Origin of the sequence: Microbacterium sp. MYb54, assembly GCF_002979515.1 — a bacterium.
GTDB lineage: Bacteria > Actinomycetota > Actinomycetes > Actinomycetales > Microbacteriaceae > Microbacterium.
The window spans coordinates 1-17615 of sequence record NZ_PCPA01000022.1; the positions used below are offsets into that span (position 1 = coordinate 1).

Here is a 17615-nt window from a genome sequence, read left to right on the forward strand (position 1 = left end):
TGTTGAGTTCTCAAGGATCGGATGCTCCCACGACCCAGCCATCACAGCCAGGCCCGCAGGGCAACTTCTCTATCTTAGCCACCCTGTCTCGCTTGTCAAATCGGCGCGCCGTGCGAATCTTCGATCCGCTGCGCAGCTGATGACAGCCGCAGATGGGGTGGATCTCCCATCCTAGACGCAAGCGTCTGAACTCTCAAGTGAGAGAGGATCGGGAGGTGGTTCTCCGCTTGAGGGGGGTGAAGCTCTTGGCTCCTCCGCTTCCCTGTGGGGCGAACAAGTAATAAGTTACGCGGATCCCAGGGTTCTGGCAAATCGGGCCACACCCCCCGGGCGTGTCGTCACGACCTACGTCGTGGTTTCCTCCGGATCAGAGCTGGTTTTCACCGCTACGGACCGCTCGGAGTACGATCGCGCCATGCAGTCGCCCGCGGATCGCCCCCTTTCACGCCGCTATCCCGTACGCACCGAGAGCAACGATCTCGAACGAGCTCGCGCCGGGACATTCGTGCTCGATCGTGTCCGGAGCGAACTCGGGTTCTCCACCGAGCATGGATCCTCACCGGAGCATCCTGCCGTCCCACTTCCCTCACACCTGGCCACGGGCGAGCTCGCCTGGGCGAGCGTCGGCGCCGTCGCTCTCGCCATCGGGCGCTCCCCCGCATCCGTCGACCCCGAGCGGATCGCCACGGCGTACCGTAGCGACAGGTTTCTGACTATCGACGGCGCCGCTCCCCCGGTATGGTCTCCGTTCTCCGGCTTCTGGCGCACCTCAGACGGGTGGGTGCGCACTCACGGCAACTATCCGCACCATGCAGCCGGTCTCCGCAAGGGCCTGCACCTGCGTGACGATGCCGACGCCTCGTCCGTCCGCGATGCACTCGCCGAGCAGAGCACCGCGGAGTCGGTCTCCTCGATCACGGCGGCCGGTGGCCTGGCGGTGCCGGTCGCGCCCGAGGACCCCGCAGCCGACGAGTCGCTCCGCGAGCGACCACTGCTCGAGATCAGCCGAGTCGATGTGCCGATTGGTGCACGCTCGCGATCTGCCGCTGCGGCTACTCGGCATCAAACGCCCCTCCCCCTCGACGGCATCCGCGTTCTAGACCTGACCAGGGTCATCGCCGGCCCCGTCTGTTCGCGGACGCTCGCGCTCCTCGGAGCCGACGTCCTGCGCATCGATCCGCCTCATCTGCCGGAGCCGGAATGGCAGCATCTGGACACCGGGCACGGCAAGCGGTCGGCGCTGCTGGATGCTCATTCGTCCCGACTGCAGGAGTTGCTCGCCGACGCCGACGTGGTCGTGCTCGGGTACCGTCCCGCTGCGCTCGAGCGTCTGGGGCTGCACCCGGTCGACCTCGCGCGTCGATATCCGGGCCTGATCGTCGCGCAGCTCAGCGCCTGGGGCACCGAGCATCCCGATCGCGCCGGATTCGACAGCCTCGTGCAAGCCGCATCCGGAATCTCGCTCATCGAGTCGCCGGACGGCGAGACCCCGGGTGCTCTTCCCGCACAGGCACTGGACCACAGCGCCGGGTATCTGCTGGCCGCTGCGGTGACGTCGCTGGTGAGTCGTCGTTCCCGAGAAGGCGGATCCTGGTACGTCAGCACCTCACTCCGCCGAGTCGCTGCGGAGCTTCTCGGCATGCCGCGTCGGACAGAGCCCGGAGCCGGCGCCGAGTTCGACACCGGACGGCATCTCGCACGATTCGACGTCGGTGGGAAGGTCCTCGTGACCGCGCGACCGGCACTGCCCGGCTACGAGTTCGGCGCGCCGCACGCCTGGGCGTCGGATCAACCCGTCTGGTGACGGCGTCCGCGCACGGTGAGCACGATGCAGAGCACCAAAGTGATCGCTCCCCACAGAGCGCACGCGGGAGGAAGCACCCGGTAGGCGAGGTGCTGAAGGGTGAACTCCGCATCGAGCGGTCCGAACGCGATGAGTCCCCCGACCCATGCGCCGACGAGGAGCACCGGAAGCGACACCCACCACGCGACACGGATCGCCGGCGCAAGTGACTGCGTGACACCGGGGCGCGGTTCGCTCCGGCGGAGCCAGAGCAGCGCCCAGATGCCGATGATGACGAGACCGATCACGCTCGAGCCATGCTGAAGCCATTTGAAGCCGGGCATCGGCCCCCACATCGCATCGAGACCCGGGACCAGCTGCACGCCTGAGCGGCCCTCATGCGTGAAGAGGTCCCAGACGATGTGCGAAAGCACTCCGATCACGAACGACACCGCGAGCAGGACCGGATACATGCGCTTCTGCCCCACACCGACCGCGGCGCCCGCCGCTGCGACACCGCCGTCGTTCCAGTCCTTCGGAAGACGTCGCGCCAGCCACAGCGGAGCGAGCTCGGGAATCGCCGGGCGCAGCACGACTCTCCAGAGCAGGAACAGGACGAAGGCGATCAGCGCCGTCCAGACGACGTTGCCGAACGTGTGGGTGAACGAGTAGTTCAGACCGACACCCCGCACGAACAGCGGCAGATCCGGCGCCATCGCACCGATCGCGATCGCCGCAGGTACCAGCGGCGTCCGGATGAACGGCAGCGCGAGGACTGCGTGACTCGGAGTGAACGGCATCCGTCTGGAACGTCAGCCGAGGAAGACGCCGGCAAGGGTCTTCTTGCCACGGCGGAGCACGGAGACTCCCCCGGGAAGAGTCCCCTGAACCGTGGCCGCCTCATCTTCGACGCGTGCCCCGTCGAGCCTGACACCGCCCTGCGAGATCGCGCGCCGCGCCTCGGACAGACTCGCCACCAGTCCCGTCGCGACCAGGGCATCGACCACCGGGCTTCCGGCGGCGACCTTCGCGTTCGGAAGCTCTTCGAGCGCCGTGCGGAGCGTATCCGCATCGAGCGCGGTCAGATCTCCCTGACCGAACAGGGCCTCGGATGCCGCGATCACGGCAGCAGTCGCATCGATGCCGTGCACGGTCGCGACCACTTCGAGCGCGAGACGCTTCTGAGCGGCTCGACGGAACGGCTCGGTGGCCACCAGTTCTGCGTACTCGTCGATCTCAGACCTGCTGAGGAACGTGAAGACCTTCAGACGTTCGACGACGTCGGCATCCGTCGTGCTCAACCAGAACTGGTACATCCGGTACGGGCTGCACATCTCGGCGTCGAGCCAGATGGCGTTGCCCTCGCTCTTGCCGAACTTGGTGCCGTCGCTGTTCGTGATCAGCGGGGTGCCGATCGCGTGCGCGGCCACGCCCTCGGCGCGACGGATGAGGTCGGTACCGCTGGTGAGGTTGCCCCACTGGTCCGACCCGCCGGTCTGCAGCACACAGTCGTACTGGCGGTACAGCTCGAGGTAGTCCATGCCCTGCAGGATCTGGTAACTGAACTCGGTGTAGCTGATGCCCTCGTCGGAGTTCAACCGTGCAGCGACGGCATCTTTCTTGAGCATCGTGCCGACCCGGTAGTACTTGCCGATCTCACGCAGGAAGTCGATCGCCGACATCGGCGCCGTCCAGTCGAGGTTGTTCACCATGCGCGCGGCGTTGTCGCCTTCGAAACTCAGGTAGCGCTCGACCTGGGTGCGCAGGCGACCGACCCACTCCTCGACGGTCTCGCGCGTGTTCAGGGTGCGCTCGGCAGTGGGGCGCGGATCGCCGATGAGGCCGGTCGACCCGCCGACCAGCCCGAGCGGCTTGTGTCCGGCGAGCTGGAGCCGACGCATCGTGAGCAGCTGCACGAGGTTTCCCAGGTGCAGACTCGCCGCCGTCGGATCGAACCCGCAGTAGTACGTGATCGGGTCTCCCGCGAGCAGGGCGCGCAGCGCCTCCTGGTCGGTGGACACATGGACCAGGCCACGCCACACGAGTTCGTCCCACACGTTCTCGAACGTGGGATCGATCGCCTGGGGTGCGGTCGTCAGATCGGGAGTTGACACGCGTTCCAGGCTATCAGCGCGTCGTGGCTCAGCTGTGCGCAGCCCACCACACGAGGAAGGCGGCGCCGAGGGCGATCACCCAGCTCACCAGACTGCCGACGAGGAAGTACTCGGCACGGGCTCCGGTCTCGCCGTCGCGGGATATCTCGGGGAATCGGACGATGCCCTTGGCCGCGAGCATCGCAGCCAGAATCGGGTAGGCCGCGGCGAGCGTGAGGATCAGCACGAGGATGCGCTCCAGCGGCCCGATCAGTCGACCACCCTTGAACCCGTTGCGCTGTTCGCGCGGCGAGGGGTTCGGCTCGGGGCCGACCTCGGACCCGGCGGAATCGACCGCGTCTGGTGCCGCGTTCGTCTCGGGCACCACTGCCGCCGTCGGCGTCTCGGCCGCTGTGCCGGTCGGCGTCTCGGCCGCTGTGCCTGTCGGCGCCGGGTCGGCGGGACGCCAGGTGTGTTCTCCGTCGAGCGCCGCGCGCACCACGAGGTTCCCGGATTCGAGGAGGAAGACGCCGGCCCCCAGTGCGAGCATCGCGAGGTCGAACGGGACCTCGCCGAACGGCGAACGGATGCTCCAGACAGCGCCGATCAGGCCTGAGTCCGTGCGGGCGCCGAGCCACACGACGGCGCCGACGCTCACGACCGCCAGCAGCACGGCGGGCCAGAACCCCAGCCGGGCCGACCGCTCGGTGGGCATGGACCACACCCACAGGGCTCCGGCGACGAGCGCGAGCGCCATCGGCACGAGTGCGTCACTGACGCTGCCGAGCAGAAGCAGGATGACGGCAACGCAGAGGTAGCCGATCCAGCGTCGTGGCGCGAACTGGCGCACCAGATCGGCGGCACCCACCGCAAGGAGGATGAAGCCGGCGACGATCATGCCCGTTCCCCCCGAAGTGCGGCGACCCCTTCGATGAGGGCCGCAGTGCCCGCGTTGCGCAGAGACTTCGAGACACTCGGCTGAGTGATGCCCTCTTGTGCCGCGAGTTCCTGCTGCGAACGCCCGAGGAGACGACCGTAGGTGAGGCGCCGCTCGCGCTCGTTCATCGCTCCGACCAGCTCGTCGCGAACGAGGAGGTAGGCGTTCGACGCGGCGATCGTGCTCTGCATGACCTCATCCTGCCCCGGGGATCCGACAATCCACGTCCGCGTGCGCGGCACGGCGCGCCCCTCGCGCACATGCACGGTCTCGATCGCCGCACGGGCGGCATACCAGCCGGGACCGTCGGCGAGCTCGCCGTGCACGGATTCGACCGGCCGCACCTCACCCACCCCGATGCCGAAGCGGAAGGCGATCCCATCAGGCAATCGGAGCTGGATCATCAGGAGCGAGACCAACGCGTCGCCGAGCTCGGCGTAGACGCCCTGCTGCTCGTCACCCACGGTGGGAGTGAGCGGCTGACTCGCCAGCGGGAGATCGGTCTCGACCCTGGCTATGGTCTCATCGAGCACGCGTTGCGCGGCCGTGCGATCGTCGAGCTTGCGAGAGCCCACGATGTCGGCGAGTACCGCGATGACCATGGCATAACCGTAGCACGAATAACTCTCGACTTATGCGTTTTATGGCTATATCTTGAGAACATGCCTGAATCGCACATCATCCCGTGGTCCGACGGAACCTGGACGAACGCCCCCGCCTCCCCCTCAGTCCTGCCTCACGACTCCGAGCATCTCGACGTCACGGCCGTAGAAGGCAGCGACGCCTGGCGGCACACCGCCTACGGCTTCGTGCACGACACCGAGCACGCGCTTCTCGCCCCGCTCGCCGTGGGCGAGGCGATGGAGGTGTCGTTCCGCGCACCGTGGGACGACCAGTTCGATCAGGCCGGCGTCTTCGTCCACATCGACGACGAGCACTGGGTCAAGACGGGCCTCGAGTACGCCGACGATCACCTCGGACTCGGTGCCGTGGTCACCGCCGGGGGCTCGGACTGGTCTGTCGGACACGTCGACGAATGGCTCGAGAGCGAGATCACGGTGCGGGTGAGCCGCTGGGCGGATTCCGTGATCGTGCGCGCCCGCGCCGATGACGGCCCGTGGCGACTGGTGAGGGTCGCCCCCTTCGACGAAGAGGCCGCGGCATCTGCCGGACCCTTCCTCGCCGCACCGACCCGCGCCGGACTCACCGTGCGGTTCACCCGATGGGAGCGGTCGGCGGCCGACACCGAGCTGCACTGAGCAACTCCGAGCTGCACTGAGCAACTCTGAGCAGCTGGGGCTGCGAGCCGCCGACCGCTGTCGACCTACAGGCCGAGAGCGTGCGCCGCGGCCTGTGCGCGGGCGACGAGCTCAGCGCGCTGCTCGGCGACCCGGACGGGAGCTGTGCCTCCGACACCGGTCCGGGATGCGACCGACCCCTCGATCGTGAGCACCTCGCGCACCTCCGGCACCAGATGCGGGGACACCGAGAGCAGCAGCTCGTCGGACGCGTCCTCCAGTCCGATCCCCTGTTCCTCGCACGCACGCACCAGCGCACCCGAGATCTCGTGCGCATCGCGGAACGGCACCCGGCGCTTCACGAGCCACTCCGCCACATCCGTCGCGAGGGAGAAGCCCTGCGGCGCCAGGGCCGCCATCCGCTCGGTGTCGAAACGCAGGGTCGCGATCATTCCGGCGAAGGCGGGGAGCACGACCTCGAGAGTCTGCACCGAGTCGAAGACCGGCTCCTTGTCCTCCTGAAGATCGCGGTTGTACGCGAGCGGCAGGCCTTTGAGCGTGGCCAGCAGACCGGAGAGGTTGCCGATGAGCCGCCCGGACTTGCCGCGGGCGAGCTCGGCGATGTCGGGATTCTTCTTCTGCGGCATGATGCTCGACCCCGTCGAGTAGCCGTCGTCGAGAGTGACGAAGCCGAATTCGCGCGTGTTCCAGAGGATGATCTCCTCCGACAGACGCGAGATGTCGACCCCCGTCATGGCCGTGATGAAGGCGAACTCCGCCACGACGTCGCGGGCAGCGGTGCCGTCGAGTGAGTTCTCGGACGGACGGTCAAGACCCAGCTCCGTCGCCACGAGTGCGGGGTCGAGACCGAGCGTGGAACCAGCCAGCGCTCCCCCGCCGTAGGGCGAGACACCGGCGCGTCGACGCCAGTCGACGAGCCGTTCGAGCTCGCGCACCAGCGGCCAGCCGTGCGCCTGCAGGTGATGGGCGAGCAGCACCGGCTGCGCATGCTGCAGGTGCGTGCGTCCGGGGAGAATCGCTGCGGGATGCGCCTCGGACTGGGCGACCAGGGCATCGATCACGCGCAGGATGTCGCGGGCGATCACCCGAGCGTGGTCGATCAGGTACATGCGCACGAGGGTGGCGATCTGGTCGTTGCGGCTGCGACCGGCGCGGAGGCGCCCGCCCAGCTCAGGCCCGAGCTCGGCGATCAGCGCCTGCTCGAGCGCGCCATGCACGTCCTCGTCCGTCGGCACCGGGCGCAGGGTTCCATCGGCGACCTTGCGCGCCACGGCATCCAGCCCCTCGTGCATGCGCTGTGCCTCGTCGGGTTCGAGATACCCGGCCGCCGCGAGCGCGGTGGCATGCGCGTGGGAGCCGGCGATGTCGTACGGCGCGAGGATCCAGTCGAAGTGCGTGGAGCGGCTGAGCTCTACCAGCTCGGGCGAGGGGCCCGTGGCGAAGCGAGCGCCCCACAGCGCGCCCTCGTTGGTGCCTTCGTGCGTCGAGTCGGTCATCACGCGTCCTTCTTGCCGAGCAGCCAGACCAGGAGGGCCTTCTGCGCATGCAGCCGGTTCTCGGCCTCATCCCAGACCACGCTCTGCGGACCGTCGATGACCGAGGAGTCCACCTCGTAGCCGCGGTCGGCGGGAAGGCAGTGGATGAAGATCGCCTCGGAGTCGGCGAGCGTCATCGTCTCGGGCGTGACCTTGAAGTCGCCGAGGTCGCGGATGCGCGCGAGCTTCTCCTCTTCCTTGCCCATCGACACCCACGTGTCGGTGACCACGACATCGGCGCCTGCTGCCGCCTCGACCGGGTCGGTGTAGAGCGTGATCGACCCACCGGTCTCGGCAGCGCGGCGATCAGCGGCCTCGATCACGTCGGCTCGCGGCGCGTAGTCCGCTGGGGAGGTGATGCGCACGTGCATTCCCGCCGTGACACAGGCGAGCGCGTACGAGTGCGCCATGTTGCTCTGACCATCGCCGAAGAACGTGAGGGTGAGCCCCTTGAGCTCGCCCTTGTGCTCGCGGATCGTGAGCAGGTCGGCCAGAAGCTGGCACGGGTGGAAGTCATCCGAGAGAGCGTTGATGACCGGGACACGGGTGCCTTCGGCCATCTCCTCGAGGCCCGACTGTGCATACGTGCGCCAGACGATCGCCGCGACCTGACGCTCGAGCACCCGGGCGGTGTCGGAGGGTGTCTCCTTGCCCCCGAGCTGGCTGTTCGCGGTCGAGATGATCAAGGGCGAGCCGCCGAGGTCGGCGATTCCCACCGCGAACGAGACACGGGTGCGGGTGGAGGACTTGTCGAAGATCACAGCGACCGTCTGCGGGCCGGCGAGGCTCTTGTCGGCCCAGCGGTCCTTCTTGAGCTCGAGGGCGAGATCGAGGATCTCGGCCTGCTCGGCGGGGGTCAGATCGTCGTCGCGCAGCAGGTGGCGGGTCATGCGGATACCTTTCCGGAAACAGAGGCCTGGACATCGGCGAGCGCGGCGACGAAGAGGTCGCGGAACTCGGCCAGCTCGGCGTCGCCGATGTTGAGAGCCGGAGCGATGCGCACGGTCTCGGGGTTGGCGGCGTTGACGATGAGGCCGCGCTCCTGGGCGGCCTCGACGACCGCGCCGGCGACCGGAGCGGACAGCGCCACCCCGATGAGGAGGCCGCGTCCGCGCACTCCGGCGATCAGCGGGGAGTCGATGCCGAGCAGGATCTCGCGCAGCTCGGCGCCGCGACGAGCGGCGTTCTCGACCAGACCCGCGCTCTCGATCTCGGCGAGCACCGCATCGGCGACCGCGGTCGCGAGCGGGTTCCCCCCGAAGGTGGAGCCATGCGACCCCGGGGTGAACAGCGAACTGGCAGCGCCGTAGGTGACCAGCGCGCCGATCGGGAAGCCTCCGCCGATACCCTTCGCGAGGGTGATGGCGTCGGGAGTGATGCCCTCGTGGGTGAAGCCGAACCACTCGCCCGTGCGGCCCGCACCGGTCTGAATCTCGTCCACGATCAGCAGCGCACCGTGCGCGAGGGTCAGTGAGCGCGCCGCAGCGAGATACCCTTCCGGCAGCTCGACGACTCCGGCTTCGCCCTGAATCGGTTCGACGATGATGGCGGCGACACGGTCGTCGATCGCCGCTTCCAGAGCCTCGATCGTGGCCGGGATGTGCTCGACTCCCGCCGGCATCGGCTCGAACGGCGCGCGCATGGATGCCTTCGCCGTCAGCGCGAGCGACCCCATCGTGCGACCGTGGAAGCCGTTCTCGAGCGCGAGGATGCGGGGGCGCTCCGCGCCGCCGTGCAGGCGGGCGAGCTTGAAAGCCGCTTCGTTGGCCTCGGCACCCGAGTTCGAGAAGAACACCCGGCCGTCGATGCCGGCACCGGCGAGGCGCTTGAGCCGTGCGGCGAGAGCCAGCTGAGGCGGCGTGGCGAAGTAGTTCGACACATGCGCGAGCGTGGCCGCCTGGGCCGAGACGGCCGCGACGAAGGTCGGGTGCGCGTGACCGAGTGAGGTCACAGCGATCCCGGCGAGGAAATCGAGGTGGCGTCGACCATCGGCATCCCACAGGTACGAGCCTTCGCCGCGGACCAGCATCGCCAGTCGGTCTCCCGCATTGAGCACCAGATCGCGTGCCGCATCGTCCTGCCAGACGGTCATGCCGTCACCTCCGTCTTTCCCAGAACCACTTCGGTCCCGATTCCCTTGCTGGTGAAAAGTTCGACGAGCACCGAGTGCGGCACCCGGCCGTCGATGATCGCCGCAGCGTCGACGCCGCCCTCGACGGCATCGAGGCATGCGCGCATCTTGGGGATCATCCCCGACTCGAGCTTCGGCAGCATCTCGATGAGGTCGTCCGAGGTCAGGTGCGAGACGAGCGAGTCGCGATTGGGCCAGTCGGCGTAGAGCCCGGGCACATCCGTGAGGATCACGAGTTTGCGTGCGTTCAGCGACACCGCGAGCGCAGCGGCTGCGGCATCCGCGTTGACGTTCAGGGACTGGCCGGGGTGGTCGAGGTCGGGCGCGATGCTCGACACCACCGGGATGCGACCGGCCGCGAGGTGATCGAGCACCGGAGTGGGATCGACCTCCACGACATCGCCGACGCGGCCGAGGTCCACCTCTTCCCCATCGATCACGACGCCGCGTCGACGGCCGCCGAAGAGCCCGGCGTCCTCACCGCTGAGTCCGGTCGCGATCGGTCCGTGCGAGTTGATCCGGGTGACGAGCTGCGGGTTCACCTGCCCGGTGAGCACCATGCGCACGACGCCGATCGCCTCGGTGTTCGTGACGCGGTATCCGCCCTTGAACTCGCTGGGGATCTCGAGCCGCTGCAGCATGTCGGAGATCTGCGGGCCGCCGCCGTGCACGACGACGGGCAGCACTCCGACGTAACGGAGATACGCGATGTCCTGGGCGAAAGCCTCCTGGAGCTCGTCCGACACCATGGCGTTGCCGCCGTACTTGACGACCACGATCTGGTCGCGGAACTTCTTGAGCCACGGCAGCGACTCGATGAGGGTCGTCGCTTTCAGCGCGGCGATGTCGGGAGTGGTGTCCTGGATATCGGTCATGAGGCGTAGGCGCTGTTCTCGTGCACGTAGTCATGGGTGAGATCGTTGGTGAGCACGGTCGCCGCCTGGTCTCCGACCTTCAGGTCGATGACCAGGTGGGTCGCCCGCGGGGTCAGGTCGACCTCCTCACGGGGGCGGTCTGGTCCCCCCTCGGTGCAGACCCGCACACCGTTCATCCACACATCGACGTCGTAGGGGTCGAACTGTGCGTTGGTCGTGCCGATCGCCGCGAGCACTCGCCCCCAGTTCGGGTCGTTGCCGAAGATGGCGGCCTTGAAGAGGTTGTTGCGGGCGACCGAGCGGCCGACCTCGACAGCGTCCTGCTCGGACACCGCGTGCTGCACCTCGATCGTGATGTCGTGGCTCGCGCCCTCGGCGTCGCCCTGCAGCTTGACCGCGAGCTCCTGGCACAGCTCCGTGAGGGCTGCCACGAAGTCATCGAGATCGGGGGCGACCTCGGAAGCACCGTTGGCGAGGAGCGTGACCTGATCGTTCGTCGACATACAGCCGTCGGAGTCGAGACGATCGAACGTCTTTGCCGTCGCGCGCCGCAGCGCCTCATCAGCCTGGAGCGGTTCGAGGAGCGCGTCGGTCGTGATCACCACGAGCATCGTGGCGAGGCCAGGCGCGAGCATGCCAGCGCCCTTCGCCATGCCGCCGATCGTCCAGCCGTCGCGGCTGATCACGGCGGTCTTCGCGACCGTGTCAGTGGTCATGATGGCGTGCGCGGCACTCTCTCCGCCGCTGGCACTGAGCTCGGCGATCGCCTGTTCGGTGCCGGCGAGCACCCGGGCGCGGAACGTCTCGTCTCCGGTTCCGATGAGTCCGGTGGAGCAGATCAGCACGTCGCCGGCGCTGACGCCGAGGAGCTCGGCCGCCTTCTCGGCGGTCTGGTGCGTGGTCTGGAACCCGAACGCGCCGGTGAAGCAGTTGGCCCCGCCGGAGTTGAGCACGACGGCTTCGACGATGCGATCGGCGACGGCTTGCTGCGACCAGATGATCGGGTTGGCCTTGGCGCGGTTGCTCGTGAAGACGGCAGCGCCGACCTTGCGGGGTCCGCGGTTGACGACGACGGCGACATCCGGCTTGCCGGTGGACTTGAGCCCAGCGGCGACACCGGCCGCCTCGAATCCTGCGGGGGCGGTGACGCTCACGGCGCGACTCCGTTCACTGAGAGGGCGCGGTTCTCGGGAAGTCCCAGCGCGATGTTCATGGACTGGATGGCTGCTCCTGCAGTGCCCTTGACGAGGTTGTCGACCGCGGTGACCACGGTGACCCGGTTCGCGGCACGATCGATCGCGAGGCCGATCAGCGCGGTGTTCGCGCCGAGCACGTCAGCTGTACGCGGGAAGCGTCCCTCCGGCAGCAGCTGCACGAAGGTCTCGTCGCCGTAGGCGTTCTGCCACGCATCGCGGATCTGTTCGTCGGTCACGCCCTCGACGATCGGCGCGGTCGATGTGGCGAGGATTCCCCGCGACATCGGGACCAGTACCGGCGTGAACGAGATCCGGATGCCATCGGCGTCAGCACCGGAAGCCGCGGCGAGCGCCTGGCGGATCTCCGGGATGTGCCGATGTGATCCGCCGACCGCATACGGGTTCGCGGTACCGAGGATCTCGCTGCCGAGCAGGTTGGTCTTGAGGCTCTTGCCTGCGCCGGAGGGGCCGACGGCCAACACCGACACGATGTCTGAGGGGTCGATCACTCCGGCGGCGACACCCGGCGCGAGGCTGAGGCTCACCGTCGAGGCGTTGCAGCCGGGAGCGGCGATACGCGTCGCCCCGTGGAGGTTCTCACGCTGCTTCCCCCCACCCACCAGGAGCTCAGGGACACCGTAGGTCCACGGCTCGTGGAATGTCCCGCCGTAGAACGCCTCCCAAGCCGACGCCGACGTGAGCCGGTGATCGGCCCCCGCGTCGATCACGAGTGCAGTGTCGCCCAGGGCATCGGTGTACTGCCCCGACTGACCGTGCGGGAGCGCGAGGAACACGATGTCATGGCCGGCGAGAATCTCGGGCGTCGTGTCCTGCAGGGTGAGATGTGCGAGCGAGCGCAGATGCGGCTGGTGATCGATGAGAGGCTGTCCGGCGTTCGAATGCGCCGTGACGGTGCGGATCTCGATGTCGGGATGATCGGCCAGGATGCGCAGAATCTCGCCGCCTGCGTAGCCGGATGCGCCGGAGACGGCGACGGAATACGTCATGCTTCTACCTTAACGGTCGGGCCCACGATGAAACCGGGACCAGGGACGGGGCCGGAGGCGGCGACACCGGCTCTCGACCGCCGTGCGTGCGCAGGCAGGAGGGCGGGGTCGCCTACAGTCGGCGGCCGCGGCGTCGGCGCACAGCGATGACGCTCGGAGCGAGCGTCGAAGAAGCGGTGGCGGCCGAAGGCATGTCGCGACAGTAGCGCGGCCGCGGCTGCCACCGCAAATCCGATCCGTCATCCGACATGGTGCGACTCCAGCGGCGCGGCGAAGAAGGTGAGCTCGTGCGCGCTCGACACCTCGAACGCCCGCCGCATCCGCGCCCGCGTTCCGGCATCCGCTCGCGCCGCTGCCTCGGTGGCGTAGACGATCGCCTTCTCCGTAGCGTCCTCGAAGGCCGGATCCGCGTACGTCGACAGCCAGGAGGCGAAGGGATGCTCCGGATCCCGCGCGAACGCCCCGAACTCCCCCGAGTGCAGGCGTCGGCCGAGGTCGGTGTAGAGCCAGAAGCACGGAAGCACGGCGGCGACGGTCTCCGCATAGTCGCCGCCGAACGCGACGGAGCGCAGATGGTCGAGGTAGGCAGTGGTCGCGGGTGCCGGTTCAGCCGCGAACGTCGCCGCGGTGACGCCCTGTGCCGGAGTCAGCCACGAGGCATGCAGTTCGAGCTCGCCAACGATAGATCCGTGCGCGGAGTCCGCCCAGAACGCCCGCTCGGCCGACGTGGGCGCGAGCCGCGCGGCCTCGGCGAGGACGCGCGCGTACTCACGCAGGTACAGCGCATCCTGCGCGAGGTAGAACAGGAACGGGGCACGCGCCAGGGAGCCGTCAGCGAGCGCGCGGATGAACGGCAGCTCGTCGATCCCCGCCCTGATGCCGGAGATCTGCTGCCACCAGTCGGCGGCGATGTCGCTCGCTTCCGGCCTGGGATCGGCACCCGCGCGCCCCCAGAGTCCTGCGAAATGGCTGATCGGACCGTGACCACGCCCGACCCGCAGCGACTCCCCCGCGCGGAGCGACTCACGCAGCCACGTCCTGGCGGCGAGCACCGCGTCGGCCGGTTCCTCTCCGCGCGCGAGCAACGTGGCGAGGGCCGAGGACAGCGAGCAGCCGGTGCCGTGCGTGTTGCCGGTCGGGATGCGGGATCCGCTGAACTCCTCCCGCAGTCCTCGACGGGCATCGACCAGTGCATCCGGAGCATCGTCGCCCGTGAGATGACCACCCTTGACCAGGATGGCGGCCCCGACCTCGGCCGACAGCTCCTCCGCGGCGGAGATCGCGTCGTTCCAGTCCACGATCTCGCGGCCCGACAGCACAGTGAGCTCCGCAAGGTTCGGGGTGACCAGGGTCGCGCGGCTGAGGAGCTCGCGCAGTGCACGCTCTGCATCCGGAGCGAGCAGCCTGTCGCCGGAGGTCGCGACCATGACGGGGTCGAGCACCACGATCGGCGGGCGCACGGCTTCGAGCCACTCGCCGACGGTGCGGATGACCTCCGCATCCGCCAGCATCCCGAGCTTCACGGCGTCGATCACGATGTCGTCCGACAAGGCGTCGAGCTGGGCGCGGAGGAAGTCGGCCGGCGGGACATGCACCGCGCGCACTCCCCGCGTGTTCTGCGCGGTCAGCGCGGTGAGCACGGCCATGCCGTAGCCGCCGTTCGCGGCGATGGACTTGAGGTCGGCCTGGATACCGGCACCTCCGGACGGATCACTCCCGGCGATGCTGAGAACCCTCGGCACGGATGCCGCGAGCCACCGACGCCGGAACGCCCCGGCCATCACCTCAGGGTCGTCGGCGGCGCACAATGCCGAGACCACCGCGAGTCCGACCGCACCGGCTTCGCGCAGGGACTCGGTGTCGTCGATGCCAACGCCGCCGATCGCCACGCACGGGAGCGGACTGCTTGCCACGAAGGCAGCGAAGCCGTCGACACCGAGCGGTGCAGGATGGTCCGCTTTGGTGGTCGTCGGCCTGATCACCCCGACCCCGAGGTAGTCCACGGTTCCGGCCGGAAGCGCACGAACCGCCTCGAGGTGCGCCGGGCTGTTCGCGGTGAGACCGATCAACGCGTCGGGTCCCAGCGCTTCGCGCGCCCGCAGCACCGACGCGTCGCCCTGCCCGAGGTGCACACCATCGACCCGCGCGCCGCGTCCACGGGCTGTGACAGCAGCATCCAGCCGGTCGTTCACGACGAGCAGCGCCCGTCCGTCGATCACCCGCGACAGGGCGATCAACTGCTCGACCGTCTCCGCATCGGTCGCAGCCTTGGCACGCAGCTGGACTATGCGCACCCCGCCGTCGACCGCCAGACGCACGGTCTCGACGACGCCGCGGTCTCCGCAGAGCGCTTCATCCGTGACGAGGTAGAGGGACAGATCCGCGTTCACAGGGTGCCGCCTTCGACGCGCGCACCGGCTCTGATGTCGTCAGGGCCCACCGCGGCGAGAGCGTCCAGCAGCGCGACGGCAAAGCTGCCCGGTCCGGTCGCACTCGCTGCGGCCCGCTCGGCAGCGATCGTGTAGACGAGGCTCGCAGCCGCGACGGCGGTGAGCGCATCGTGCTCGGTCTCCCTGGCGGCCCCGAGGAAGGCGGCCATCACCGCCCCGAGGGCACACCCTCCGCCGGTGACGCGCGTCAGAAGCTCATGGCCGTTCGCCAAGCGCAGCACTCGAAACCCGTCGGTGATGAGATCGATCGGGCCCGACACCGCGACAACGCTGCCCGTCCGTTGAGCGAGAGCGACGGCGGCATCGGCCGCCGCATCCGTGCTGTCGGTCGCGTCCACCCCGCGACCTCCGGCGCTGAGCCCGGCGACGGCGAGGATCTCGGAGGCATTTCCGCGAATCGCGGTCGGACGCTGCTCGATCAGCCGGTGCGCGAGAGCCGTGCGCACCGGGAGAGCGCCGACGGCGACCGGGTCGAGCACCCAGGGCGTCCCGGATGCCGTGGCGCCGGCGACGGCTTCCAGACTCGCCGCCCGCTGCTCGGGAGTGGGCGTGCCCAGGTTGATCAGCACTCCCGAGGCGATCCCGGCGAACATCCCCGCCTCATCGACGATGTCGACCATCGCGGGGGCGGCGCCGAGAGCCAGCAGCACGTTGGCGGTGAAGCCCGTGACCACCGCGTTGGTGATGCAGTGCGTCAACGGGGGCGCTTCGCGAAGCACCCCCAGCAGGGCCGCGGCGGAACCGGCGAGGTCGATGGTGGAATCAGGACGCAGAAGATCGCTCATCGCGACATCCCTTCGCTAGTACGAACTAGATCAGGTTCGACGGGTCTGTTCTCAGCCGCGGATTGCGGCACCCCGTGTCACTGCTCGAAGTCTAGCGATCGGCCAGCAGTTCCCACTCCTCCGCTCGCGTGAGTCCGGCGCTGCGATCCCGGTCGACACCGCGCTCCCGTTCATCCGCGACGATGCGCTCTACGGTGTCGGCGAGGGGACGGAGCCGCCCGCCGCTCGCGTGAAATGCGCTGTTCGAGCGGGTCATCCAGCCCGTCATCTCGGCCGGAAGCCACATCGGCAGCGAACGAGGCCCCGCCCAGTAGTCGACCTCGTGGGCGAGAAGCCACTCCTCTTCGGCGACGACCGTGTCACCGGTGTGCCCGGCCGCGACACGAACCGCCTCCAGCAGAACGGCGAGAGGATGCTCATCCCCCACGGCGTTGACAGCTCCGCTGCGGGTGGCCGTGACGACGTAGGCGGCGAGGTCGTCGACGTCGATGACCTGCGCGCTTCTGCCTGCAAGCGGCGGCAGCAGCACGGGCTCCGAGCCCGCTCGCGCGAACGCAGCACCCCAGTAGCCGAACCGGTCGCTGGGATCTCCGTCGCCCACGATGAGCCCAGGGCGCACAACGAGGGCCCGCTCGCCCAGTCGTCCGACAGCATCTTCGGACGCAGCCTTCTGCGCGCCGTACTCGTACTCGTCGCCGGGGCCGGCGGCCGGATGACGTGGGGCCGACTCATCCGCTCCAGTCGTAGCGTCGTCGGCGTAGACCGACACCGACGACACGTACGTCCAGCGCGCGGCACGGTCTCCGAGAGCGTCGACCGCACGCTCGACGTGTGCCGCCTGCGACGAGATGTCGACGACCTGATCCCAGTCGCGTCGTGCGAGGTCGGCGTACACGCCGGAATCGTCGCGGTCGCCGCGCACGAGGACGGTGCCCTCTGGCGCCGGGCGCGTGCCGCGAGCGAGGCAGGTCACCGTGGCGCCTTCGTCGAGCCATCGCCGGGCGATGCGTCCGGAGAGCCAGCCCGTGCCGCCGAGGATCAGAACATCTGTCATGGCTCCATGTCATCAGGTACCGATCTCCTGCGGAACCGCTTCCGCTCAGAGCAGATCGGCTCTCGGCCCCAGTTGGTCCAGACCCGCGAGCACCGGAACGGTCCACACCGGGTCAGGCTGCCAGTGCCGCCACTCGGCATCGAACGGCCAGTCGTCGGCCTCGAATGAGGCGATCGCCGCGTCCGCATGCCGCTCGATCTGCGCGGCCTGTTCGGGGCTGAGCCGCCCTTGCTCGATCGCAGCGACGAGCTCATCCTCGTCCTTGAGGTGGATGCCGCCGTCCGCATCGATCTCCACATCGAGGATGTGGTCGGACGAGTACGTGTCGTGGTCGGTGCGCAGGTGCGCAGGTGCGCATTCTCGAGGTTGATGTACCAGCCGGCGAACTCCCAGTCCTCCCCCGTGGTGTCGCTCCAGAACAACCAGACCGACCACGGCATTCCCGCGGGCGCGATGCACAGCACCCCGTTGCCTCGCCAGCGCTCGATGATGCGCGTCCGGGGCTCGATC

The 17615-nt window shown here is 68.7% G+C and carries 16 protein-coding genes and 1 riboswitch; of the genes, 2 read left to right on the top strand and 14 right to left on the bottom strand.

All coding sequences use genetic code 11. The features are described 5' to 3' along the window. Positions 1–415 precede the first annotated feature (415 nt). Positions 416–1804, top strand: coding sequence for a CoA transferase (locus CQ040_RS17275; RefSeq protein ID WP_105528076.1), 1389 nt, complete (start codon positions 416–418; stop codon positions 1802–1804). On the opposite strand, the gene CQ040_RS17280 is transcribed toward CQ040_RS17275, so the two are convergent. The 4 genes from CQ040_RS17280 to CQ040_RS17295 are packed head-to-tail and all read right to left on the bottom strand — an operon-like array spanning position 1789 to position 5415. Continuing rightward, positions 1789–2583 carry a DUF4184 family protein gene (locus tag CQ040_RS17280; RefSeq protein ID WP_105528077.1) on the bottom strand — a complete coding sequence of 265 codons (795 nt, stop codon included), beginning with the start codon at positions 2581–2583 and terminating at the stop codon, positions 1789–1791. The genes CQ040_RS17275 and CQ040_RS17280 overlap by 16 nt on opposite strands. Before the next feature lie 12 nt (positions 2584–2595). After that, positions 2596–3897, bottom strand: a complete 1302-nt coding sequence (gene tyrS, locus CQ040_RS17285) for a tyrosine--tRNA ligase (RefSeq protein ID WP_181157000.1) — start codon at positions 3895–3897, stop codon at positions 2596–2598. A gap of 28 nt (positions 3898–3925) precedes the next feature. Further along, positions 3926–4774: a hypothetical protein gene (locus tag CQ040_RS17290; RefSeq protein ID WP_105528079.1), complete on the bottom strand. Its 849-nt coding sequence runs from the start codon at positions 4772–4774 to the stop codon at positions 3926–3928. Continuing rightward, positions 4771–5415, bottom strand: coding sequence for a SatD family protein (locus CQ040_RS17295; RefSeq protein ID WP_105528080.1), 645 nt, complete (start codon positions 5413–5415; stop codon positions 4771–4773). Before CQ040_RS17295 ends, CQ040_RS17290 begins: the two co-directional genes overlap by 4 nt. 60 nt (positions 5416–5475) lie before the next feature. On the opposite strand from CQ040_RS17295, the gene CQ040_RS17300 reads away from it, so the two are divergent. Further along, entirely contained in the window at positions 5476–6072 is a 597-nt protein-coding gene (locus tag CQ040_RS17300; RefSeq protein WP_105528081.1) for a DUF1349 domain-containing protein, read from the top strand. 65 nt (positions 6073–6137) lie between these two features. Here CQ040_RS17300 and argH read toward each other — a convergent pair whose 3' ends face one another. The 10 genes from argH to CQ040_RS17350 form a co-directional block, all read right to left on the bottom strand. Continuing rightward, the gene (gene argH, locus CQ040_RS17305) at positions 6138–7568 is read right to left on the bottom strand and encodes an argininosuccinate lyase (protein ID WP_028503598.1); all 1431 of its coding nucleotides are present in this window, start codon (positions 7566–7568) and stop codon (positions 6138–6140) included. Then, a complete protein-coding gene (gene argF / locus CQ040_RS17310; RefSeq protein WP_105528082.1) occupies positions 7568–8497 on the bottom strand; it encodes an ornithine carbamoyltransferase in 930 nt (309 codons plus the stop codon). The genes argH and argF overlap by 1 nt, the downstream gene beginning before the upstream one ends. Then, positions 8494–9699: an acetylornithine transaminase gene (locus CQ040_RS17315; protein ID WP_105528083.1), complete on the bottom strand. Its 1206-nt coding sequence runs from the start codon at positions 9697–9699 to the stop codon at positions 8494–8496. Before CQ040_RS17315 ends, argF begins: the two co-directional genes overlap by 4 nt. Further along, positions 9696–10613, bottom strand: coding sequence for an acetylglutamate kinase (gene argB, locus CQ040_RS17320; RefSeq protein ID WP_105528084.1), 918 nt, complete (start codon positions 10611–10613; stop codon positions 9696–9698). The genes CQ040_RS17315 and argB overlap by 4 nt, the downstream gene beginning before the upstream one ends. After that, on the bottom strand, positions 10610–11767 hold the full coding sequence (argJ, locus tag CQ040_RS17325; protein WP_105528085.1) for a bifunctional glutamate N-acetyltransferase/amino-acid acetyltransferase ArgJ: 1158 nt from the start codon (positions 11765–11767) through the stop codon (positions 10610–10612). Before argJ ends, argB begins: the two co-directional genes overlap by 4 nt. Beyond that, on the bottom strand, positions 11764–12816 hold the full coding sequence (gene argC / locus CQ040_RS17330; protein WP_105528086.1) for an N-acetyl-gamma-glutamyl-phosphate reductase: 1053 nt from the start codon (positions 12814–12816) through the stop codon (positions 11764–11766). The genes argJ and argC overlap by 4 nt, the downstream gene beginning before the upstream one ends. A 239-nt stretch (positions 12817–13055) precedes the next feature. Continuing rightward, the gene (locus CQ040_RS17335) at positions 13056–15206 is read right to left on the bottom strand and encodes a bifunctional hydroxymethylpyrimidine kinase/phosphomethylpyrimidine kinase (RefSeq protein ID WP_105528087.1); all 2151 of its coding nucleotides are present in this window, start codon (positions 15204–15206) and stop codon (positions 13056–13058) included. Next, positions 15203–16051: a hydroxyethylthiazole kinase gene (thiM, locus tag CQ040_RS17340; RefSeq protein ID WP_105528115.1), complete on the bottom strand. Its 849-nt coding sequence runs from the start codon at positions 16049–16051 to the stop codon at positions 15203–15205. Before thiM ends, CQ040_RS17335 begins: the two co-directional genes overlap by 4 nt. After that, positions 16042–16136, bottom strand: a riboswitch (TPP riboswitch). It overlaps the preceding gene by 10 nt. A gap of 6 nt (positions 16137–16142) precedes the next feature. Further along, entirely contained in the window at positions 16143–17105 is a 963-nt protein-coding gene (locus tag CQ040_RS17345; protein WP_105528088.1) for an NAD-dependent epimerase/dehydratase family protein, read from the bottom strand. 45 nt (positions 17106–17150) lie between these two features. Then, positions 17151–17402, bottom strand: a complete 252-nt coding sequence (locus CQ040_RS17350; protein WP_105528089.1) for a hypothetical protein — start codon at positions 17400–17402, stop codon at positions 17151–17153. Positions 17403–17615: the final 213 nt, after the last annotated feature.

Bases quoted from the DNA above. Each gene is read 5' to 3' on its own strand.
- CQ040_RS17280 (WP_105528077.1), bottom strand. From the start codon at position 2,583: ATGCCGTTCACTCCGAGTCACGCAGTCCTCGCGCTGCCGTTCATCCGG.
- CQ040_RS17300 (WP_105528081.1), top strand. From the start codon at position 5,476: ATGCCTGAATCGCACATCATCCCGTGGTCCGACGGAACCTGGACGAAC.
- CQ040_RS17275 (WP_105528076.1), top strand. From the start codon at position 416: ATGCAGTCGCCCGCGGATCGCCCCCTTTCACGCCGCTATCCCGTACGC.
- argB (WP_105528084.1), bottom strand. From the start codon at position 10,613: ATGACCGATATCCAGGACACCACTCCCGACATCGCCGCGCTGAAAGCG.
- argH (WP_028503598.1), bottom strand. From the start codon at position 7,568: ATGACCGACTCGACGCACGAAGGCACCAACGAGGGCGCGCTGTGGGGC.
- CQ040_RS17290 (WP_105528079.1), bottom strand. From the start codon at position 4,774: ATGATCGTCGCCGGCTTCATCCTCCTTGCGGTGGGTGCCGCCGATCTG.
- CQ040_RS17315 (WP_105528083.1), bottom strand. From the start codon at position 9,699: ATGACCGTCTGGCAGGACGATGCGGCACGCGATCTGGTGCTCAATGCG.
- argC (WP_105528086.1), bottom strand. From the start codon at position 12,816: ATGACGTATTCCGTCGCCGTCTCCGGCGCATCCGGCTACGCAGGCGGC.
- CQ040_RS17295 (WP_105528080.1), bottom strand. From the start codon at position 5,415: ATGGTCATCGCGGTACTCGCCGACATCGTGGGCTCTCGCAAGCTCGAC.
- argF (WP_105528082.1), bottom strand. From the start codon at position 8,497: ATGACCCGCCACCTGCTGCGCGACGACGATCTGACCCCCGCCGAGCAG.
- thiM (WP_105528115.1), bottom strand. From the start codon at position 16,051: ATGAGCGATCTTCTGCGTCCTGATTCCACCATCGACCTCGCCGGTTCC.
- CQ040_RS17345 (WP_105528088.1), bottom strand. From the start codon at position 17,105: ATGACAGATGTTCTGATCCTCGGCGGCACGGGCTGGCTCTCCGGACGC.